Annotated in this window: 23 protein-coding genes; 16 read left to right on the top strand and 7 right to left on the bottom strand. The window is 49.0% G+C overall.

All coding sequences use genetic code 11. The annotated features are described in order from the left end of the window. Positions 1-7: 7 nt before the first annotated feature. Genes aroB through ABY802_RS02015 form a run of 3 tightly spaced genes read left to right on the top strand, consistent with a single transcriptional unit; the run spans position 8 to position 3,406 of the window. Positions 8-1,063 carry a 3-dehydroquinate synthase gene (gene aroB, locus ABY802_RS02025; RefSeq protein ID WP_372625337.1) on the top strand — a complete coding sequence of 352 codons (1,056 nt, stop codon included), beginning with the start codon at positions 8-10 and terminating at the stop codon, positions 1,061-1,063. Then, entirely contained in the window at positions 1,063-2,526 is a 1,464-nt protein-coding gene (locus tag ABY802_RS02020) for an SPOR domain-containing protein (RefSeq protein WP_372625336.1), read from the top strand. Before aroB ends, ABY802_RS02020 begins: the two co-directional genes overlap by 1 nt. 4 nt (positions 2,527-2,530) lie before the next feature. Continuing rightward, positions 2,531-3,406: a Dam family site-specific DNA-(adenine-N6)-methyltransferase gene (locus ABY802_RS02015; protein ID WP_372625335.1), complete on the top strand. Its 876-nt coding sequence runs from the start codon at positions 2,531-2,533 to the stop codon at positions 3,404-3,406. Here ABY802_RS02015 and ABY802_RS02010 read toward each other — a convergent pair. The 3 genes from ABY802_RS02010 to ABY802_RS02000 all read right to left on the bottom strand — a co-directional run bounded on the left by ABY802_RS02010 (position 3,345) and on the right by ABY802_RS02000 (position 4,619). Continuing rightward, positions 3,345-3,539, bottom strand: a complete 195-nt coding sequence (locus ABY802_RS02010; RefSeq protein ID WP_372625334.1) for a DUF2970 domain-containing protein — start codon at positions 3,537-3,539, stop codon at positions 3,345-3,347. The genes ABY802_RS02015 and ABY802_RS02010 overlap by 62 nt on opposite strands. Further along, positions 3,539-3,793, bottom strand: a complete 255-nt coding sequence (locus ABY802_RS02005) for a hypothetical protein (protein WP_372625333.1) — start codon at positions 3,791-3,793, stop codon at positions 3,539-3,541. The genes ABY802_RS02010 and ABY802_RS02005 overlap by 1 nt, the downstream gene beginning before the upstream one ends. Before the next feature lie 145 nt (positions 3,794-3,938). Beyond that, positions 3,939-4,619: a TorF family putative porin gene (locus tag ABY802_RS02000; protein WP_372625332.1), complete on the bottom strand. Its 681-nt coding sequence runs from the start codon at positions 4,617-4,619 to the stop codon at positions 3,939-3,941. A 221-nt stretch (positions 4,620-4,840) separates the two neighbouring features. Here ABY802_RS02000 and rpe point away from each other — a divergent pair, with 221 nt between their 5' ends. The 10 genes from rpe (at position 4,841) to speD (ending at position 14,340) form a co-directional block, all read left to right on the top strand. Continuing rightward, on the top strand, positions 4,841-5,518 hold the full coding sequence (gene rpe, locus ABY802_RS01995) for a ribulose-phosphate 3-epimerase (protein ID WP_372625331.1): 678 nt from the start codon (positions 4,841-4,843) through the stop codon (positions 5,516-5,518). 82 nt (positions 5,519-5,600) lie between these two features. Further along, positions 5,601-6,605: a tryptophan--tRNA ligase gene (trpS, locus tag ABY802_RS01990; protein WP_372625330.1), complete on the top strand. Its 1,005-nt coding sequence runs from the start codon at positions 5,601-5,603 to the stop codon at positions 6,603-6,605. A gap of 51 nt (positions 6,606-6,656) precedes the next feature. Next, positions 6,657-7,256: an aminodeoxychorismate/anthranilate synthase component II gene (locus tag ABY802_RS01985; RefSeq protein ID WP_372625329.1), complete on the top strand. Its 600-nt coding sequence runs from the start codon at positions 6,657-6,659 to the stop codon at positions 7,254-7,256. Positions 7,257-7,267: 11 nt separating this feature from the next. Continuing rightward, on the top strand, positions 7,268-8,383 hold the full coding sequence (locus ABY802_RS01980) for an HDOD domain-containing protein (RefSeq protein ID WP_372625328.1): 1,116 nt from the start codon (positions 7,268-7,270) through the stop codon (positions 8,381-8,383). Between the two features lie 289 nt (positions 8,384-8,672). Continuing rightward, positions 8,673-9,890 (top strand): aspartate aminotransferase family protein, encoded by a 1,218-nt coding sequence (locus ABY802_RS01975; protein WP_372625327.1) that lies wholly within the window; start codon positions 8,673-8,675, stop codon positions 9,888-9,890. Positions 9,891-10,012: 122 nt separating this feature from the next. Further along, on the top strand, positions 10,013-11,032 hold the full coding sequence (gene astA / locus ABY802_RS01970) for an arginine N-succinyltransferase (protein WP_372625326.1): 1,020 nt from the start codon (positions 10,013-10,015) through the stop codon (positions 11,030-11,032). 13 nt (positions 11,033-11,045) lie between these two features. After that, the gene (astD, locus tag ABY802_RS01965; RefSeq protein WP_372625325.1) at positions 11,046-12,515 is read left to right on the top strand and encodes a succinylglutamate-semialdehyde dehydrogenase; all 1,470 of its coding nucleotides are present in this window, start codon (positions 11,046-11,048) and stop codon (positions 12,513-12,515) included. A gap of 107 nt (positions 12,516-12,622) precedes the next feature. After that, on the top strand, positions 12,623-12,973 hold the full coding sequence (locus ABY802_RS01960; RefSeq protein ID WP_372625324.1) for a DUF3802 family protein: 351 nt from the start codon (positions 12,623-12,625) through the stop codon (positions 12,971-12,973). 84 nt (positions 12,974-13,057) lie between these two features. After that, complete coding sequence (locus tag ABY802_RS01955; RefSeq protein WP_372625323.1) at positions 13,058-13,486, top strand: OsmC family protein; 429 nt, start codon at positions 13,058-13,060, stop codon at positions 13,484-13,486. A gap of 47 nt (positions 13,487-13,533) precedes the next feature. Beyond that, a complete protein-coding gene (speD, locus tag ABY802_RS01950; protein WP_372625322.1) occupies positions 13,534-14,340 on the top strand; it encodes an adenosylmethionine decarboxylase in 807 nt (268 codons plus the stop codon). A 53-nt stretch (positions 14,341-14,393) separates the two neighbouring features. On the opposite strand, the gene ABY802_RS01945 is transcribed toward speD, so the two are convergent. The 4 genes from ABY802_RS01945 to ABY802_RS01930 form a co-directional block, all read right to left on the bottom strand. Next, positions 14,394-15,290 (bottom strand): phosphoribulokinase, encoded by an 897-nt coding sequence (locus tag ABY802_RS01945; protein WP_290613404.1) that lies wholly within the window; start codon positions 15,288-15,290, stop codon positions 14,394-14,396. A gap of 71 nt (positions 15,291-15,361) precedes the next feature. Further along, positions 15,362-17,152: an ExeM/NucH family extracellular endonuclease gene (locus tag ABY802_RS01940; protein ID WP_372625321.1), complete on the bottom strand. Its 1,791-nt coding sequence runs from the start codon at positions 17,150-17,152 to the stop codon at positions 15,362-15,364. A 9-nt stretch (positions 17,153-17,161) separates the two neighbouring features. Beyond that, a complete protein-coding gene (gene purD, locus ABY802_RS01935) occupies positions 17,162-18,451 on the bottom strand; it encodes a phosphoribosylamine--glycine ligase (RefSeq protein WP_372625320.1) in 1,290 nt (429 codons plus the stop codon). A gap of 15 nt (positions 18,452-18,466) precedes the next feature. Continuing rightward, complete coding sequence (locus ABY802_RS01930; RefSeq protein WP_372625319.1) at positions 18,467-19,291, bottom strand: class I SAM-dependent methyltransferase; 825 nt, start codon at positions 19,289-19,291, stop codon at positions 18,467-18,469. Positions 19,292-19,473: 182 nt separating this feature from the next. Between ABY802_RS01930 and trmJ the strand changes: the two genes are divergently transcribed. The 3 genes from trmJ to iscR all read left to right on the top strand — a co-directional run bounded on the left by trmJ (position 19,474) and on the right by iscR (position 21,648). After that, positions 19,474-20,250, top strand: a complete 777-nt coding sequence (gene trmJ / locus ABY802_RS01925; RefSeq protein ID WP_372625318.1) for a tRNA (cytosine(32)/uridine(32)-2'-O)-methyltransferase TrmJ — start codon at positions 19,474-19,476, stop codon at positions 20,248-20,250. Positions 20,251-20,254: 4 nt separating this feature from the next. Further along, entirely contained in the window at positions 20,255-21,064 is an 810-nt protein-coding gene (gene cysE / locus ABY802_RS01920) for a serine O-acetyltransferase (RefSeq protein ID WP_372625317.1), read from the top strand. 101 nt (positions 21,065-21,165) lie between these two features. Next, on the top strand, positions 21,166-21,648 hold the full coding sequence (iscR, locus tag ABY802_RS01915; RefSeq protein WP_372625316.1) for a Fe-S cluster assembly transcriptional regulator IscR: 483 nt from the start codon (positions 21,166-21,168) through the stop codon (positions 21,646-21,648). The last annotated feature ends 13 nt before the right edge of the window (positions 21,649-21,661 follow it).

Genomic DNA, 21,661 nt, shown 5'->3' with positions numbered 1-21,661 from the left:
GCTGCAAATGCAAAAAGTTGAAGTCCAACTTGGTCAGCGCAGCTACCCGATAGATATCAATACCGGCTTTAGTTCTCTTATCGCTTCGCTGGCCGATACCCGGCAAGTTGTCATCGTCTCTAACCCTACCGTGGCGCCGCTATATTTAGCAAAAGTTAAGGCCCTGTTTAGTCGTTCCCCTCAGCACATCCTGATTGAAGATGGTGAAGCATTTAAAAGTCTGGCTTCTTTTGAAAAGATTTTATCTTTTTTGCTGCAACAAGGTGTCTCCAGAGACGTGTTACTGGTTGCACTGGGTGGTGGTGTAATTGGTGATCTTACCGGATTTGTTGCCGCAAGTTATCAACGGGGTGTCCGTTTTTTGCAAATACCCACCAGTTTATTGTCTCAGGTAGACTCTTCAGTTGGCGGGAAAACAGCCGTAAATCATCCTCTTGGCAAAAACATGATTGGTGCTTTTAAACAGCCCGAGCAAGTCATTATCAGTACTGAAACTTTGGCGACGCTGCCGCAGCGCGAGTTCGCTGCAGGTATGGCAGAAGTAGTTAAGTATGCGTTACTGGGTGACAACACCTTTCTAGACTGGCTGTTACAACATAGTGAGCAAATCCTGCAGCAGCAGCCAGAGATATTGGCCCGGATGATTAAACATTGTTGTCAGATGAAGGCTGATATTGTGAGCCGGGATGAGACCGAGCAAGGTGAACGGGCGTTGTTAAATCTTGGACATACCTTTGGCCATGCTATTGAAGCTTTTATGGGCTATGGTAACTGGTTGCATGGCGAAGCGGTTGCCGTGGGTATGATGATGGCAGCAACATTGTCGGCACATCGCGGCTGGTTGAGTCAGAGTGATGTGGCCCTTGTTGGCAGAGCATTGCAATGTTTCCGCTTACCGGTAGTGATGCCTGACTCGATGCAAATCGCCGATTTTTTACCTTATATGAAAACAGACAAAAAAGTGAAAGACGGCCAGATGCGGTTTGTGCTGTTACCTGCGTTGGGACAGGCCCGACTGGTCGCTGATGTGACCGAAGCTGAATTATTGCAGGTTTTTGGCTAATGGATACCTCGCTACTACAGCAAAAACTTGCTGAGTTGGATCATTTGTTGCCATCACAACATGAACTACTAAACCGATTATTATTTCAACTGGCGTTTAACGATTTTCAGAACATTGGTTTAGTCGGAGCAAAAGGCAGCGGAAAATCGACAATTAGTTTAGCGCTGGCTGAGCTTTTCTCAGATCAGGCTAATGTCGCGCTGCTAACCGGCCCCTTGGCGTCTACTGAGATAGATGCCTTATTGCAGCAACATTGGTTTGGTAATCATAGTACAACGCTCTCTTTGTCTGACTTGATGGCTGAGCCAGTAACAGGTGTCCTACCTTTATTATTAATTGTTGACAATTTTGATCAGCTTTCTGAACAAACGCAACAAAAATTACTGCAGCTTGATTGCCTCGGTTTTTTTCTGATATCCGAGCCCTCGATCAGGATGGCACTGAATTTAGGTATTAATATTCCTACGCTGCAAGATGCAAGTCAGGTACTTAAAGACCAACCACTTGATCCGCTTGCTATTGCTGAACGATTCGCAACCAGTGCCGGAAACATGCACCTGTTGCACTCTGCGGTGATTAAACCTGAAGAACGCAAGCCTCTTTCTGTCGTGTTGTGGTTGTTACCTGCGGTGATAGTGTTGTTGCTGCTGACTGGGATAATTAGCTGGCTACAACCAGCAAGCCAAGAGCAAGCTACAGCAGAAACCAATTCCAAGCCGGAAATACAGCAAGACGGCTCTGCAGTAATTAGCCCAGAGCAGATAAACAGCCCTGAGCAGATAAAAAGCCCCGAACTTACCAGTAGCGCTGAGCAGACAGAAAATATCATTGAGGACTCGACAAACAACCCTGAGCTAACAAACAGCAACATTGTAACTGCAGCAACCAGTCCTGAACTTAACAAGCGCTCTGACGTTTTTGAAAGTCCTCTGCTTACATCGGGGCAGGAGAATGCACATACACAGCCTGAGTTAATTGCTATACCCGCGCAGTCTGCAAAAAGCGAAATGCCGACTACAGAGCCTGTCGATACCGAAGCGCAAGCAGCGGTAATCAGTGAACCGATTACCGGTTCTCCTGCGACAAACCCGGTAGAGCACAACGGTGTTGCTGCGGCGCTGACAAGCGATTTTCGCTATCAGGAACCGCAATTGCTTGAATTGCCGGCAGAGTCCAGAGTATTGCAGCTGGCTGTGTTATCGTCTGAAGTAGCATTAGCACGCTTTATGCGTACATACCCTGATATCGCTATAGCGGTGTATCAGCGCAGCTGGCAGGGCCAATTGCAGTGGATATTGTTGGCGGAGGGGCATTATTCAGATGTGAGTAGCGCTCGTCAGGCAAGAGCGTTACTGGCAGAACCGTTGCGCACTGCAGGTCCGTTTATTAAGCCAGTTGGACAGGTACAGCAAGAAATTAAGGCGTTGGCTCGATTGCGTGCTGAGTCAGAACTGCAGGAATAGCATAGTGAATGTAAAGCGTAACCGGGCATTTCTTAAGTGGGCCGGTGGTAAATACAGCTTGGTACCTGAACTGATTAAACATTTGCCCGACGGGCCAGAGTTAGTCGAGCCATTTGCCGGTGCCGGCTCTGTGTTCCTTAATACCGATTATCCACGTTATTTGCTTAATGATATTAACGCAGACTTGATCCAGTTATATCAAATTGTGCAGCATAAAGCAGACGCCTTTGTCGCTGATGCCCGCAGCCTGTTTTGTGCCAGCGCAAATCTTCGCAGTAGCTATCTTGGCATGCGGCAACAATTTAATGAAAGCGTTGATCCGTATCAACGGGCAATTTTGTTTTTATACCTGAACCGCCATGGTTACAATGGATTATGCCGTTATAACTTGTCAGGAAAGTTTAATGTGCCGTTTGGCAGTTATAAAAAGCCTTATTTTCCAGAGGCTGAGTTGTATTATTTTGCCGAAAAAGCACAAAAGGCCCGTTTTAGTTGCAGTAGCTATCAACAGGTATTTGCCACTCTGTCGCCTGGCGCTGTGGTGTATTGTGACCCGCCTTATGTCCCTCTAAGTAAGACAGCAAGTTTTACCAGCTACGCCCGCCAGGGCTTCAATCTTGATGATCAGGCACAATTGGCCAATCTGGCAGAGCAGGCACAGCAAAAAGGTCACAGTGTACTGATCAGCAACCATGATACCACCTGGACCCGGAAAATTTATCAGCAAGCAACGCTGCACAGTTTAAAGGTCGGTCGGTCAATTAGTCAGAATGGCGCTGGCAGGGGCAAGGTTGCAGAATTATTTGCGTTATACGGTGCTAGCCCAGTACCAGGGATACTGTCAGCAGCAAAGCTGCAACAAATAGCAGGGCGGCGATAATGCCCGCTATGACGTAAGGCACAATACTGTTTGTTTGAAAATCCATCTGGCGTTGTTGCTCTGACTGGACACCGGCAAACGCCCCCAGCACTGCTTTGATTACTTGCCAGGTACGGGCCTTGCTGTGGGGCATTAGTTCGATTTACTATTGGAAGGTGTTAAACGGTTTAGTAATTCAAGGAAATCTACAAAATGGAATTGGGTGGAACGACTGTCGCCTTTAATCCAGCTTAACCAATTCTGTTGTACGTTATGACATAATTCAGTTGTTGTTGCACCGGTGCCGTCCTGGCACAAAGGGCTTATTTTCGCATAGCTTATGGTGGCAATGGCAATGATTACCGCCGCTCCAATCGCTAATGCCTTACTGCTAATGGTAATTTTCATGTTAAATCCAGTTAACGCTTTAATCACTAACGGCAGAGTGTAATGGATCTGCCTAGGGGATACAAGTTGGTTATTTAATATACGCGGGAGTATTTGACTAGATCAGTTGCTCAGGGGGCCCTGAGCAACTTTTTATTTGCTACACTCAGAAACCTTTCGAAACGGTGAAAATGACCCGACTATCACACAGGTTACAGTCATCAATGTCCGTATCGACGTAGGCGAGGCTTAATCCCGCGCCTAATACCTCAGTACTTAAACCAATACTCCAGTCCAGATAACTTGCAGCACTGTCATCGTACTCATTGTGTCCCACATGAAGGTCCAGGGCCAGGTTGTCGGTAAGTGCATAACTGTAACCGCCATACAGATAAAAATAGGTTCCGGCATTGGCATAGTAATCGTCGCTGAACGCAAGTCCAAAGGTGAAATCCTGATAAGAAAGTGAGCCATAAAGCTCATAAAAATTGGAGCCGGCAAATTCTGTATTAGGGTAGCCATAACGCATTACGCCTACATCTGCCGTCCAGTCGTCATTAAGCGCACCGCTCCAGCCAAGCATCACATCAAACTCAAGTGTTCCCTGACCACCAAAGTCAACGCTGGAGCCCCATACAGAGACATAAAAACCAGTTTCATCACTTAGGGTTAAGCCACCCTGGATTGCAGGCGCTTCGTCGGTTTGTGAAATACCGCGAAAGGCGTAATCAGAGGTAAACGTGATGTCACCACTCAGTTCAACGGCGTGGCTTTGCGTACTGGTGCTGGCCAGGCCTAATAATAAGCTGGCGGTAACTAAGCTGGAAAGTGTCGTTGTCATTTTCATTGGTGTTGCCCTTATGTTTATTCCCTGATTAATACATTCCAATAAGCATGCCAAATGAAATAAGCTATTAAATACAATGCTTTAATTTGTTTTGCTTTTCTATTTAACGAACTAATGCGCTTTGCTGGTGCGCAACTGCCTGCTTTTTGTGCAACGCACAGCACGTGCTTTTTGCCGGCTAATTCAGTAAAGTCTCCCTTTAACATTTATGGAGTTGCCTAATGTTGCCTTATTTAATTGCTCCCTCCATTTTATCTGCTGATTTCGCCAGGCTTGGCAATGAGGTTTACAACGTGCTAGCCGCAGGGGCCGATGTGGTGCACTTTGATGTGATGGACAATCATTACGTGCCAAACCTGACAATAGGGCCAATGGTTTGTAAGTCGTTACGAAATTATGGCATCACCGCGCCCATCGATGTGCACTTGATGGTAGAACCGGTGGATAGCCTGATCCCACAGTTTGCTGAAGCCGGCGCCAGTATTATAACGTTTCATCCGGAAGCCTCCCGCCATATTGATCGCACCTTGCAGCTGATTAAAAGTCATGGTTGTCAGGCTGGTTTAGTATTTAACCCGGCGACACCACTGAGCTATCTGGACTATGTAATTGATAAACTGGATGTCATTTTGCTGATGTCTGTTAATCCGGGGTTTGGTGGCCAAAAATTTATCCCCGGCACCCTCGATAAGCTGGCTCAGGTTCGCAAAATGATTGATACCAGTGGATTACCTATCCGCTTAGAAGTGGATGGTGGTGTTACATTGGATAATATTGGAGATATCGCTCAAGCAGGAGCTGATATGTTTGTCGCCGGTTCGGCTATTTTTAACAGTGCGGATTACCAGCAGACGATAAACACCATGCGCCAGACCCTGGCTGCAGTGCGCAGCAAATAATATACTGCGGGCAGTGGTACGTTGCGGCTATAATGTTGCTCTTTTTTTTATGTTTTAACCGGTTAAGGACAGTGAACCCATTATGAGTAGTAAACCAATAGTATTAAGTGGCGCTCAACCTTCAGGACAACTTACCATTGGTAACTATTTGGGCGCACTGCGGCAATGGGATCAAATGCAGGATGATTATGACTGTCTGTATTGCATCGTCGATCTGCATGCCATCACGGTGCGCCAGGATCCGGTAGCGTTGCGTAATGCGTCGCTGGATAGTCTGGCGCTCTATCTGGCCTGCGGTATCGACCCAGCACGCTCAGCTGTATTTATGCAATCCCATGTGCCAGAGCATAGCCAGCTAGCCTGGGTGTTAAACTGTTATACTCAGTTTGGCGAGCTTGGCCGGATGACTCAGTTTAAAGATAAGTCAGAGCGTCACAATAACAATGTAAACGCCGGCTTATTTACCTATCCGGTATTAATGGCCGCCGACATTCTGTTGTATCAGGCTAATCAAATTCCGGTAGGTCATGATCAGAAGCAACATTTAGAACTGGCCCGCGATGTCGCGACGCGCTTTAACGCCAGCCATGGCCCAATATTTACCGTACCTGAGCCCTATATTCCGCCGGTAGCTGCCCGGGTAATGAGTTTGCAGGATCCAAGCAAAAAGATGTCAAAGTCTGATGAAAACCCTTGGAATTTTGTTGGCTTGCTCGAAGATCCTAAAATGATCAGCAAGAAATTTAAAAAAGCCATGACCGACTCAGAAGATCCGCCACGGGTACGGTTTGATATTGAGACGAAACCGGGTGTAGCCAACCTGTTAAGTATTCTAAGTGGCGTGACCGGCAAAGCCGTCGCTGCGCTGGAAGCGGAATACGAAGGTAAAATGTATGGCCATCTGAAAGGTGACGTTGCTGATGCAGTGATTAATTTACTGGAGCCGGTGCAAAAAAGCTTTGCAGAGCTTCGTGCAGATTTACCAACCCTGCAAAAAGTGATGCGCGCTGGTGCAGAGAACGCACGCAGCAGAGCTGCTGCGACGCTTGCTAAAGTAAATGATGCGGTAGGTTTCGTTGCTCCCTGATAACGCAGTTCACTCTGATATCTTAATGCTGCTGGATTAGCGGAGTCAGGCATGTTGTTAATGATCGACAATTACGACTCGTTCACCTGGAATCTGGTGCAATATTTTGCAGAGCTTGGCCAAACGGTGTTGGTAAAACGTAATGACGAGATCAGTGTGACCCAGTTGGCGTCACTGAACCCGGCTTATGTGGTAATATCACCAGGTCCGGGTACGCCAGACGACGCTGGGGTGAGTCTGGCGGCTATTGAATATTTTGCCGGCAAGGTACCATTATTGGGCGTGTGTCTTGGTCATCAGGCGATTGCTCAGGTGTTTGGTGGTAAGGTGTGCCGGGCAACAAAAGTGATGCACGGTAAAAACTCTGATATCTATCATCAGGGGCAGTCGGTATTTGCCGGTTTGCCTAGCCCGTTAGCGGTAACCCGCTATCATTCTTTGCTGGTTGCCGCGAGCAGCTTGCCAGCGGAGCTGGTGACCACGGCCTGGACTAATGCACCAGATCAGCCAGCCGAGATAATGGCTTTAATGCATAAACACATGGCGATACATGGGGTGCAGTTTCATCCTGAAGCTATTTTAAGCGATGCCGGTAAAGCGATGCTGAATAATTTTCTCCAGCAGCCTGTTGCTGCTGCCGGCGATAGTTAGGTTTATATTAAATGAGCAAACAGACTGAGCCATTGAATCAGCAATTCTGGGACGACTTTATCGGGGTTAATCCAGAAGCTGCCCGACTGCAATATCAAGTCAAAACGGGTTTGCCAACCAGCAGAAAATTGTTAGCGGTCGATGCAGAAGCGATGCAACAACGTTTGGCCGGGCAGCAAGCCAGGCAACAGTTTATCGAATTTGCCCAGGCTCATATGCATGACCAGGTTGCAGATCAACTTTTTCAGCGGCTGGGCAACATATCGCTGGTGAGCGCATCGATTTTTGACTTAGGTGAAAGTTATCATCAGGTACTTGATATACTGGCCCACAAAGCAGTTACCATCAACCAGCTCGACCCGTTAATCAGCCAGGTTGACTGGTTGAAGGAGGATCTGCTTAAACTGGTTAATCAACCGCAATATCGTAATCGAACTGCTTCAGGTTCACTGATCAAAGACGTCAGAACGGCACTGCGTTTTCTCGGGGTAGAAAGCCTGCAACTGATTATTCCGGTATATGGTATGCGTCGTTGTTTACCACACGCAACTGATCCTTTCGTTGGATTTAAAACCAGGTTGTGGGATTATACTCTGGCATGCGCTATTGCTGCCCGCAGGCTGGCTGAAGACAGCGCCGAGCTGCCCTATGCGGCCTTTTGTATTGGTTTGTTTCATCCACTGGGCCATATAGTGGTAACCCGTAATTATTTGCGAACGTATCAGCAAACCAAGCAGGAAGAGCTGCTAAAGGCCAGAGACGAGCGCAATAACGAGTTAACCGATGCGCTCGATGGCCTAGAACCTGATGCCAGTTTCTTGAGCAATAGCTTACTGGAGTTTGCTGATATCCTTAGTGCTGACATCATTTCCCGCTGGTCGCTGCAACATTTACCGCTATGTCATACCTTGGATCAGCTTGCTGAGGGCGTTGGGTTTAATGGTATTAGTCCACTCGGCCGTCTGGTGCAGCAGGCGCAGGTATATGTGCAGTGGCAGCAGTTAAAAGCGGCTGGCAAAGCCACTGAGCAAGATGCGGCAGCCTGGTTTTCAGCCGTCAAGCTGACCGAAGAGCAACTTACCACCCTGGCAAAAACCGATTTGAAACGATTAAACATCGATTTATAACATTTTTTTTGACCATATTCATGCAAACCGGAAATACTGCTGGCTAAGCATCATCCGGCCAGCTTCTGCTTGGCCGTGGGTCCTCACTTGTTCTGGTAAGCCCAACGCGCTTTGCTTAGTTATTCAGTTCAGTTGCAAATCTATCTGTACCCCTTGATTTTTCTGGCTTTAGCCATTTTTACCGACAAGACAACCGCCCTAAAACCTGCAATAATGGCCGGATAATAACTGGCAGTGGCCGGGTAATTCTGCGCCGCAAAACCACCCACTCAATATAGAGGAAAGGAACATGACAACAGACATTGCAGTAAACCGGGCCTTATTTGATGAAGTGATGGTACCCAACTACGCCCCGGCAAGTGTCATCCCGGTGCGCGGTAAGGGCTCACGAGTGTGGGACCAGAACGATCGCGAGTATATTGATTTTGCTGGTGGCATTGCGGTCAGTAGCCTTGGACATTGCCATCCGGCTCTTGTCGGGGCCTTAAAACAGCAGGCTGATAAACTGTGGCATTTAAGCAACGTGCTGACGAACGAGCCGGCGCTGCGTTTGGCAAAAAAACTGGTTGATGCCACTTTTGCCGACAAAGTGTATTTTGCTAATTCAGGTGCAGAGGCCAATGAAGCCGCATTCAAACTGGCCCGTCGTTGGGCGCTCGATAAATTTGGTGAGCAAAAACAGCAAATTATTTCTTTTGGTAAAAGCTTTCATGGACGCACCTTTTTTACCGTAACGGTTGGTGGTCAGGCATCTTATTCTGATGGCTTTGGTCCAAAGCCTGGTGCAGTAACGCATGCAGAGTTTAACAACCTGGACAGTGTTAAAGCACTGATCTCTGATAACACCTGTGCCATTGTCGTTGAGCCAATTCAGGGCGAAGGTGGCATTATTCCGGCTCAGCCAGAATTCTTGCAAGGGCTACGAGATTTATGTGATCAGCATAATGCCCTGCTGGTATTTGATGAAGTACAAACCGGAGTAGGGCGTACCGGTAAATTGTATGCCTATATGAATTATGGTGTTACCCCGGATATTTTAACTACGGCTAAATCCTTAGGTGGTGGCTTTCCAATTGGCGCTATGCTTACGACTACTGCTATTGCCGGCCATTTGAAAGTAGGTACCCACGGTAGCACTTATGGTGGTAATCCGCTGGCGTGTGCCGTTGCAGAAGCCGTCATTGATACCATTAATACACCGCAAATTCTGGCAGAAGTGCTGCGTAACGAGCAAATCTTCCGGGAATGTCTGCACGAGATTAATAATAAGTATCAGATATGCACTGAAGTTCGTGGCCAGGGTATGCTGCTTGGGGTGGTGTTAAATGAAAAATACCGTGGCAGAGCACGTGACTTTTTCCTCGCTGCAGCTGACCAGGGGCTAATGGCACTGGTTGCTGGCCCGGATGTTATCCGGTTTGCACCCTCGCTGGTGATTACTGAGCAAGACATTCGTGAAGGGATGAAACGCTTCGCCGCGGCAGTGAACCAGGTAGTGAGCGCGTAGCCACGATTAAAAGTGCCATAATACAATTAAGTAAGCGGCATAAAGACCGCAACTGAATGAAGCACAGCAGGACACAACAGCGTGTCCTGCCAGGATATAAAGCAAAAATGGAGTAAGCGACGATGATGGTGATTCGCCCAATCCGAGCGGATGATTACCCGGCGCTCTATCAGATGGCGGTTGAGTCGGGGCATGGTTTTACCTCGCTGCCGGTCAATGATGAGCTGCTAATGCGTAAAATCAGCCGTTCGGAGCAGTCGTTACAAAAAAAAGTAAGCAGCCCTGGTGACGAGGGCTACTTATTTGTATTGGAAGACACCAATACGGGTGATGTTTGTGGTACCAGCGCACTGGAAGCCGCGGTAGGCCTGGATGATGCGTTCTATCATTATCATCTGGGTAAGGTGGTGCACAGCTCACGATCACTAGGTGTTTACAAAACAGTTGATATTCTGACACTGTGTAACGACTACACCGGCGTCAGTGAACTTTGCACTTTATTTTTGCGGGAAAACCGCCGTGAAAAAAATAATGGCCGGTTGTTATCTAAAGCCCGTTTTTTATTTATGGCTGAATTTGCCGAGCGCTTTGCCGATCGGGTCATTGCTGAAATGCGTGGTGTCTCTGATCAGAATGGTCATTCGCCGTTCTGGCGCTGGTTGCAGGAGCATTTTTTCTCGGTTGACTTTCCTACAGCAGATTACCTGACCGGCATTGGCCAGAAAGTGTTTATTGCCGAGCTTATGCCAAAATATCCGATATATGTCAGCCTGTTAAGTAAAGAGGCGCAGCAGGTAATAGGCAAAGTGCATGATAAAACACGGCCAGCCTTGTCGTTGTTGCAATCCGAAGGTTTTTCAAACCGTGGCTACGTCGATATTTTTGATGCAGGCCCGACAGTGGAAGCAAGAGTAGAGCATATTCGTTCAATTCGGTATAGTCGTAAGCTACAGGTGCAGATCGGTACGCCGGGGCCGGATGGTCAGCCTTATTTAATCTGTAATACTAATTTAGAACACTTTCGTGCAACCTGGCTGCCGCTTACAGTAACGGAACATAGCGATCAGGTTGTATTGCCACAGGACTGCGCCGACGCTTTAGGCGTTAAAGCCGGTGAGCACATCAGATTAACCAGAATATAAGCAGGGGTATAACATGAGCCACGCAGCACAATTTATTAATGGCCAATGGCTGGCAGGTGAGGGCAAGTCGTTTTCATCGCTTGACCCGGCCAAAAACCAGCAGGTCTGGCAGGGGGAAGCCGCCACGGCGGAGCAAGTTGACGCCGCCATTAGTGCTGCCCGCGCCGCTCAATACAGCTGGGGCGACCTCAGTTTTGACAGCCGGGTTGAAGTGGTAAAAAGATATGCTGAACAACTGGCTGCCAATAAAGAAGAACTGGCATTGTGCATCGCCAGAGACACCGGAAAAGCGTTGTGGGAAAGCCGTACTGAAGTGGCAGCAATGATTGGTAAAGTGGATATATCAGTACGTGCACACGAAGAGCGAACCGGCACCAAAGAGAACCCCATGCCGCAAGGCCGGGCCTTTGTCCGGCATAAACCTCATGGGGTAGTAGCGGTATTTGGCCCTTATAACTTTCCGGGCCACTTGCCGAATGGCCACATTGTCCCCGCGTTGTTAGCAGGTAATACCGTGGTATTTAAGCCATCAGAATTAACGCCAATGGTAGCCGAGCACGCCGTAAAATTGTGGGAAAAAGCTGGTTTACCAGCCGGAGTGCTTAATTTGTTACAAGGTGAGGTGGATACTGGTAAGGCGATTGCCAGCCATGAAGGTATTGATGGCTTATTTTTTACCGGGAGCTCACGTACTGGCCATTATTTACACCAGCAATTTGCCGGGCGGCCGGAAAAAATTCTGGCGCTGGAAATGGGCGGTAACAACCCGCTTATCGTTCAGGATGTCAGCGATATCGATGCTGTGGTACATGATATTGTGCAGTCAGCCTTTATTTCAGCAGGCCAGCGCTGTACTTGTGCCCGCAAACTGTTTTTACCGGCGAACGCACAGGGTGATGCTATTCTAACCCGCTTGATTGAAGTGACCCGCAATATTAAAACGGGCCTGTATGATGCAGACCCTCAGCCATTTATTGGCGCCATGATTTCGGTCGCCGCGGCCAAAGGAATGCGTGCTGCCCAGCAACACCTGATCGAGTTAGGTGGTGAAGTTCTGGTTGAGCTGCAACATTTGCACAGCGATACGGGGTTAGTGTCGCCTGGTATCATTGAATGCAGCAATGTCAAAAACTTTCCCGACGAGGAGCATTTCGGCCCCTTATTAAAAGTGTTCCGATTTAGTGACTTCGATACGGCTATTGATGCCGCCAATAACACCAGTTTCGGTTTGTCAGCAGGGTTGCTCAGTGACAGTCAGGAGCTTTATCAGCACTTTTATCGGCGGATCAGAGCAGGTATTGTCAACTGGAACCGACCCATTACCGGCGCCAGTTCTGCAGCGCCTTTTGGTGGAATTGGTGGTAGCGGTAATCATCGCGCCAGTGCATATTATGCGGCAGACTACTGTGCTTACCCGGTTGCCTCAGTAGAATTAGACCAGGTGTCAATGCCTGAACAATTGTCACCGGGCTTGAGCTTTTAACTAATAAAATCGGGGCTGCGGCCCCGATTTGTTTTCTTGCCGACATTTTGCTTAAATTACGCTATTGTAATGTTTTTAACTTCAAGCAATTCAGGTAACCCATTCGTATGGTGACTGATCAACCTGGCTACGAGCATCTCATTCAGTTTTTAACTGAGCACCTGGCGTTGTTTACCGAAGAAGGAACCGTGCTGGCCAATGGTAAAACCATTGGCGTTGTGCTGGAAGAACGAATTGCCGAACAAATTATCACCTTATGCACACAGCATACCGAACTGGAAATAAACCATCGCAGTATGATCATTCGTGAAGTTGACGGCATTATGTATGACTTTCAGGAAGTGCTGAGCAGCGTTCTGGAAAAAAAAGCTACTCGCGAGCAGGCTGAACTGATAAACGAAATCGCATTGTTAATCAAAAACCTGTTTGATAGTGCCATCGCCAGGCTCATGGATTAGCAGCTTAGCATCAGGATTAATGCTGGCTACCCGCCTTATATTTCCGTAGAATATCCAGCCTGAAATTTCATGCCGGAACCGGATATGCAAGCAAAAGTCAGTTGGGTTGATAACCTGAGTTTTATTGGTCGCTCAGCCAGTGGCCATGAGGTGGTATTTGATGCAAATAGTGCTGACAGTAGCGCGCCCAGCCCGATGGAAATGGTGTTAATGGCCGCAGGTGCCTGTTCGTCTGTTGATGTGGTTAGCATTTTAAAGAAAGCCCGCCAGCACGTGCTCGGTTGTGAGGTGGAGCTAAGCGCAGAACGCGCTGAAGAAGCGCCACGTGTATTCACCAAAATCCATCTGCATTTTGTGGTCTCCGGCCATGATCTTAGCGAGAAACATGTCGCACGGGCGGTAGATTTATCTGCAGATAAATACTGCTCAGTGTCGATTATGCTGGCCAGCAGTGTTGCTGTAAGCCATTCCTATAGTGTTAACAATGCAAGTCAGACTGTCGGGTCTGAGTAATTGCCTGATAAACAATACAGCGAAAGCTGTAGTGGAGAGCGCAGAAATTGGTAAAGCCTTTCGAAAAATTGAAACTGCACGGGTTTAACAACCTGACTAAAAGCTTAAGTTTTAGCTTATATGATATTTGTTATGCCAAGACCGAGCAGCACCGTCAGGAATATATTGAATATATTGACGAGCAATATAATGCTGACCGACTGACAGATATATTAACTGAAGTGGTTGATATCATTGGTGCCAATGTGCTTAATATTGCCCGGCAGGATTATGATCCACAGGGAGCCAGTGTCACGATACTGGTCAGCGAAGAGCCGGTTCTGGTTGATCCTGACAATTCAGAGAATCCCGGTCCGCTGCCGGAAACCGTGGTGGCGCATCTGGATAAAAGTCATATTTGCGTTCATACCTACCCTGAAGTCCATCCGCATGACGGTATCTGTACCTTCAGAGCGGATATTGAAGTCTCTACCTGTGGCATTATTTCACCGTTAAAAGCACTTAATTTTCTGATCCATAGTTTTGAGTCAGACGTGGTAACCATTGATTACCGGGTGCGTGGTTTTACCCGCGATATCAGTGGTACCAAGCATTATATCGATCATCCTATCAGCTCTATCCAGAATTTTATGGAAGTGGATACCAAGCAGGCGTTTCAGATGATTGACGTTAACGTTTATCAGGAAAACCTGTTCCATACCAAGATGATGTTAAAAGAGGCTGACTTAAACAATTATCTGTTTGGCATGGGCACCGACAGTATGACTGCTGATGAGCAGAAACTGATCAGTAAGAAAGTATTTAAAGAAATCAGGGAAATTTTCTACGGCCGTAACTTGCCTGAAATGAAATAACGCAAAGCACAGCCAGGCCATGGCAGCCTAACCTGCGCTGCCAGGTAAAGGGGTTATTTACCTAACCAGTCTGCCTGGCCTCTGGCCTGGCGTCGCTTTTGAATTATCGCTTCAATCAATGGGGTTAAAATCAGCTCCATCGCTAATCCCATCTTACCTCCTGGCACCACCAGAGTATTGACCCGTGACATAAAAGATCCGTGGATCATTCGCAGATAGTACGGAAAATCAACGTGTTTAATACCGCGAAAACGGATCACAACAAAACTTTCGTCGAGTGACGGAATATCTTTAGCACTAAAAGGGTTTGAGGTATCTACAGTCGGCACCCGCTGAAAATTAATATGAGTCCGGGAAAACTGCGGCGTAATATGGTTAATGTAATCATCCATACTGCGCACGATACTGGCCTGAACCGCCTCCCGGCTATGGCCACGCTCTGAGGTGTCACGGATGATCTTCTGGATCCATTCCAGGTTGACTATCGGTACCATACCTATCAGTAAATCGACATGTTGCGCAACATTATGCTGCTCGGTTACTGCACCACCATGCAGGCCCTCATAAAACAGTAAGTCGGTGTTAGCACGCAAGTCCTGCCATGGGGTAAAGGTGCCGGGTAACTGGTTATAAGGTACGGCTTCATCGAAGGTATGCAGGTAATGTCGAATGCGGCCGGTACCGGTTTCAGCGTAACTGGCAAAAAACGTTTCTAACGCGCCAAAATCGTTTGCTTCAGCTCCAAAATAACTGATGTAACGTCCTTGCTCTTTGGCTTTACGCACTGCCAGATCCATTTCTGGCCGGCTAAAGCGATGAAAACAATCGCCTTCGACAAACGCGGCATCTATGCCCAAGGTGCGGAAAATATGCTGAAAAGCGATTGTCGTGGTGGTAGTTCCGGCGCCAGAGGAGCCGGTGATCGCAATGATCGGGTTTTTATGTGACATAGGCTGCGCCGGTAAAAAATTCTGGAGTTACCATAAAGCAACACCGCTACCGGCTGCAACCGTTATCTGTTTTATTGAAACCGGAACGTTAAAATAACCGGGTCGTGATCTGAAGATCGGTAAGGCGTTGCACCGTAAAGCCGCTGTTGTGCTTCTGCCGATTTATAGCGACTGCTGTAGTCGAGCAACACAGGTTCAGCGGCATTGATTGACCAGTGTTCAACTGTGTGCAAATAGGCAGCCAGTTCTTCACTGGCCAGCGCGTGGTCAAGGGAGCCACTGCGACCGCGAAAGGCGTAAGAAAACCCGGAGTGTTTTGGATCATGTAAATACTGCCACCCGGCTTGTTCCAGGGCCCGCACCGGATCTTCCATCCGGTAGGCATTTAAATCCCCCATAATTAACTGATGCGCGCTGGAGGTGCCGGTTGGGTTGCCAGCCAGCCATTGGGTCAGGGCTTTACTTGCCTCAACCCGGGCTGCGTTCCAGCAAGCCTGGCCATCGTTCTGATCTGCCTGTAGCTCGTACTGCGGGCTATCATCGCGCGGGCAACTGCCTTTAGATTTAAAATGATTCACTGCAACGGTCAGCTTTTTACCACTGGCAAGGTGCTGGAAGGTTTGAGCAACCGGCGCCCGGTTCAGCCGGTTAAAGGGTGCTGCAGTTTGGGTAGCCGCGGCGCCCGCTTCGCTGATTGCTGAAGGCCGGTAGATCAGAGCAACTTTGATGGCATCAGTGCCGGGTGTCTCAGTCGTTTCAACAATGGCGTAAGGTTCAGCAACAACGTTATTTAATGCCGCCACCAGCGTAGCAATAGCACTACCACCACCGTAACCATTATTTTCCAGCTCCAGCAGACCAATAATGTCGGCATCCATAGCCGCCAGGGCGCTAATCAGCTTAGCTTGCTGACGGGCTAAATCTGCCGGGGTGCGGGCACCGCGTCGGGTCGGGAAGGGTTCTGCCTGACCATGCCCGGTAAAAAAATTCAGCACGTTGAATACTGCTACCCGTAAGTCAGCGTGGTGTTTTGGCAAAGGTGCAGCAGGACGTGGGTTAGTGCTGATAAATTGCGGGCTCGTCAAAGGAATAAGGCGGTAACCCCGCTCATCCTGAAACAGAAACCCACTGACGCCGCGCACGGTATCACCTAAACGTATGGTGTTGTCGGCGGTTAAGCCGCTCGGCGGATACGGCGTCGGCTCTGGGTTTTCCTGCCAGCTGCCATCGTCCAGCACCAGCATGCGTCGCTGTTGTTGTTGGTCATATTGGATTGCCTCGGTACCAGGCAATTTAATTTCTGTTGGCACGATTAAGCGCTGATCGGCCAGCATCAGCTCGCCATAGCGCCCTAGTTGGTAGCTATCGGTCACAACCAAATCCTGTGGAAACCGCAACCACATGCCCTCCAGTGCCTCCATGTTCAGCTTATCGCTCAGCGGTAAGCTGACAACGGTACTGCTCAGTTGCTGCTTACTGGCGCAGCGCGAAATATGGCTAAGATCAGTCAGCGAGGTTAAATCGTTTATCTCAGCTACGGTTCCCTGTAACAGCAGCACATCGCCCTGCTGATATTTACCGGGCTCAGCCAACTGAATAAACAGGCCTTCAGAGGTAAGCGGATCATCGTCAGCAGTAAGGCTTTGCAGCATCAGCCCCGGCAGCGGTGAGTCAGGGTAAACGCCGCCAACTACCACGCCGCGCGTCACGACCTGCTGACCCAGCAACGGACTGTGTTCTGTCTTACCCTGTATAACTGCGATGGGCTGATACGCGCCCTCGCAGCTCAACGGTTCTGGTTTGCTGCAAGCGCTAAGGCTGAGCAGCACCGCCAGAAGCGGAATTAACAACACGACGCGCATGTTTTAGCCTTATTTTTGCTGTTCGCGGGCAACCGCACGGTAACCAATATCACTGCGGTAAAACATACCGTCCCAGCTGATATGCTTGGCCAGTTGATATGCTGCCCGCTGTGCGTTACTGACATTGGTACCCAGGGCAGTAGCACACAATACCCGGCCACCGTTAGTCAGCACTTTATTATCGATAAGCGTCGTACCGGCGTGGAACACTTTGGCGCTGCTGGTATCAATGCCATCCAAACCTTTGATTTCAATGCCTTTGTCGTAGTTATCAGGGTAGCCACCTGCTGCCAGCACCACGCCCACAGCCGCCTGCTCCGTGAATTTGATTGCCACCTGGTCCAGCTTGCCGGTAACCGCTGCCTGGCACAGCGCAACCAGATCAGATTCCAGTCGCAGCATAATAGGCTGCGTTTCCGGATCGCCGAAGCGACAGTTAAACTCCAGTACCTTGGCAGAACCATCCGGTGCGATCATCAGCCCGGCATACAAAAAGCCGGTAAACACATTACCCTCTGCGGCCATACCGCGAACCGTTGGATAAATAACTTGCTGCATCACCCAGTCATGCACGGCAGGGGTAACCACTGGTGCAGGTGAATACGCCCCCATACCGCCGGTATTAGGGCCTTTGTCACCGTTATCTCGCGCTTTATGATCCTGCGACGAGGCAAAGGCCAATGCATGTTCGCCATCGACCATTACAATAAAAGAGGCTTCTTCGCCATGTAAAAACTCTTCAATTACCACCCGGCTGCCAGCATCGCCAAACTTGTTACCGGACAGCATATCGTCAATCGCCGCAAATGCTTCGGCTTCTGTCTGAGCAATAATTACCCCTTTGCCGGCAGCGAGGCCGTCGGCTTTAATAACGATGGGCGTGGCCAGTTGCTTAACAAAAGCCTTGGCTGGGGCAATGTCGGTGAAGTTTTGATAAGCGGCGGTGGGGATGTGGTGTCGTGCCAGAAAGTCTTTGGCAAATGCTTTTGAGCTTTCCAGTTGTGCCGCTGCCTGCGTAGGGCCAAAAATAGCCATACCCTTTTCGCGAAACACATCAACTACCCCTTTTGCCAATGGCGCTTCCGGGCCGACTATAGTGAGTTCAATATGTTGCTCAGTCGCAAATGCCAGTAATGCCGGTACATCATCGGCAGCAATATCAACATTGTGCAGATTAGCTTCCCGCGCTGTGCCGGCGTTGCCAGGGGCCACGAATACCTGGCTAACCAGAGGAGATTGCGCTGCCTTCCAGGCCAGAGCATGTTCGCGGCCGCCGCCGCCGATTACCAATACTTTCATCGGGATTTCCGTTTTCTATTGTGTTACAGGTTTACGAAATTTTAAGGTCATTCGATCGCTCTCACCAATCGCCTGATATTTCGCTTTATCTTCTTCGCCAAGCCGCATTACTGGTGGCAGTGTCCATACGCCTTTTGGATGATCAGCTTTGTCTTTGGGATTCGCATTTATCTCGCTGCTATCTTCCAGTACAAAACCTGCTTGCTCGGCCAGGGTGATGGCCAACTGCTGCGGGAAATAACCACTTCTGGTCCATTCACCGTTAGCTTTATCCGCGGGTAAACGATGCTCAACAACGCCGAGCACACCACCTGGCTTTAACGCTTTATAAAAATCTTTAAAAATGGCTACCATCCCCTCGTCACCACCCTGACCATACCAGTTGTGCAGGTTACGAAAGGTCAGCACCACATCAGCACTGCCGGCTGGTGCGATGTCACTGCTATTGCCTGGGGCAAAGGCTGTTAGCTCTACCCGGCTGTAGATGGGGTCAGTTGCCAGCTTCTCTTTAAACGCTGCCAGGTTTCTTTTGTAATAATCTGAGCTGCTATCGGCCGGAAAATGCGCGGCGTAATATTTGCCATGGGCAGCCAGTAACGGGGCCAGAATTTCAGTGTACCAGCCACCACCAGGGGATATTTCCACCACCGTGCTTTTTGGGGTCACTTCAAAAAATGCCAGCGTTTGCACCGGGTTACGGTATTGGTCGCGATTTTTGTTTTGATCGCTACGAACATGATGGTCTGCCGCTTGTTGCAATGCATCGGTGTTGCTATCTGCCAGTACCGGCAGGGCCAAGAGTATTGCTGATAACGTTATAACTTTGCTAAGTGTTTTCATCTTCAGGCTCTCTTTGTTAAAAGTTGCCGTAGTTTAGCAAAGCAGTCGCGCAATTGCAGTGTTTATCGATAAGGGGCAGTTGGCGCATTTAGATGGCCAGACTGCTAAATTTCAATCAACAAATGGCAAGGCCTATGCTAGAATGCCAGCCTTTTCGATGAAGCGTTATCGGGTTTTCTGTTATGGACAGTGTCTCTGTGAACAGTAATGTGGTGTCTGCCTTAGACAATATAAAAGTGGTGCTGGTAGGAACGACTCATACTGGCAATATAGGCTCGGTTGCCCGGGCGATGAAAACCATGGGCCTGTCGCAGCTATGTCTGGTGGCACCTAAAACCGCCCCTGATGGCCAGGCTTATGCGTTGGCCGCCGGCGCCAGTGAGATCCTGGCCGCGGCCACGACCTTTGAGACGCTGGCTGAAGCCGTAGCTGACTGTGCATTAGTGGTTGGTAGTAGTGCCCGCTCCCGCACATTAAGCTGGCCAATGCTGGATCCACGGCAATGTGCCAAGCTCGCCATTGCCCAGAGTAACAAACCGGTGGCAGTAGTATTTGGCCGCGAATCTAGTGGCCTGAGTAATGAAGAGCTACAGCTTTGTCATTATCATGTCTGTATTGCGGCTAACCCACAGTACAGCTCACTGAATCTGGCGATGGCAGTGCAAATTGTTTGCTATGAGCTGAGAATGGCCTACCTGGAGCACGAGCCGGTCTCTGCCGAGACTGAACTCGCGGCTTATCCGAGCTCAGCGCAAATGGAAAATTTTTATCAGCATCTGGAAACGGCGTTGCAGCACACCGGATTCATTATTAAGCAGCACCCGGGTGTAGTGATGACCAAATTAAAACGGTTGTTTAACCGGGCCCGGCCAGAAGAGGCTGAATACAACATTCTGCGGGGCATTTTAACCTCAATGCAGCGTCTGGAAAAGGTTGATAGCAATACTCAGAAGGAGTAAGGCGATGTTCGCGGGTATCAGAGAAGATATAAAAAGTGTGTTTGACCGGGATCCGGCGGCACGCAGTACCTTTGAGGTACTGACTAACTACCCGGGGTTGCATGCCATCTGGTGGCACCGGCTTAACCATAAACTGTGGCGGGCAAACATCAAATGGCTCGCCCGCTTTTTAAGTACGATTGCCCGCTGGCTGACCGGGGTAGAAATTCACCCGGGAGCGAAAATTGGCCGGCGTTTTTTTATTGATCACGGTATGGGCGTAGTGATAGGTGAAACGGCTGAAATTGGTGATGACTGTACGCTATACCATGGCGTGACACTGGGCGGTACCAGCTGGAATCCGGGCAAGCGCCATCCTACCTTGGCCAATGGCGTAGTTATTGGTGCCGGTGCTAAAGTGCTAGGGCCCTTACTGGTTGGCGAAAACGCCCGTATTGGCTCAAATGCGGTGGTCGTGCGCGATGTACCGGCCGGGGCCACCGTGGTGGGTATTCCGGGAAGGGTCGTTGCCAAGGTTGCAGCAAAAGTAAGTGAACAGCGTCAGCACCTGGCAAAGAAGTTTGGTTTTGATGCCTATGCCGTTTCTGCTGAAAATCCTGATCCGGTTGCCAGTGCAATTGGTACCCTGCTGGATCATATTCATCTGCTGGATAACAAAGTGGCCGAGCTGTGCAGCAGCGTTAATAGCCTGGGGGGCAATGTTTGCGCTGAAATGCCCGAACTGGATTTGCCGGAAGAAGATTTTAAGCGGGCTGAACAGCATGCTGCAGAGCAGCGTCGCAAAGAAGTTGAAGCGTTTGATCCCGGTATTTAGTCATATCGTGTTACGTAATACCTGACCAGGTTACTAGGATATATACTTGACTAAAACAGTCAGGATTGTACAATAGCGCCTATGTAGTCAGGGAGCTTGATATGAGATTAACCTCGAAAGGTCGCTATGCTGTTACTGCCATGCTTGATGTGGCATTGCACGCTGGGCAAGGTCCGGTGCCGCTGGCCGATATTTCTGAGCGACAGGGTATTTCGTTATCTTATCTTGAACAGTTATTCGCTCGCTTGCGTAAACAGGGTTTAGTCAGCAGTGTGCGTGGTCCGGGTGGTGGTTACCAGCTGGGTCTGGCAGCTGAGGCTATTTCTATTTCCGCTGTCATTGCGGCAGTAGATGAGTCAGTAGACGCCACGCGCTGTCAGGGTAAATCTGATTGCCAGAGCGGTGTTAAGTGTCTGACTCACACCTTGTGGCATGATTTAAGCCATCGAATAGAAGACTTTCTGACCAATATCAGCCTGGCAGCTTTGGTTAGCCAGCAAGATGTGCAAACGATTGCACAGCGGCAGAATAGTCGCAATGTTAAAAATCCTGCAACTGACATTAAAGTCAGTTGCCAGCTGTAAGCGCAATACGGAG

Origin of the sequence: Arsukibacterium sp. (assembly GCF_041616895.1) — a bacterium.
Taxonomy (GTDB): Bacteria; Pseudomonadota; Gammaproteobacteria; order Enterobacterales; family Alteromonadaceae; genus Alishewanella.
Note: the sequence above shows the minus strand (reverse complement) of the source record. Positions and strands in the feature narration are given on the sequence as shown.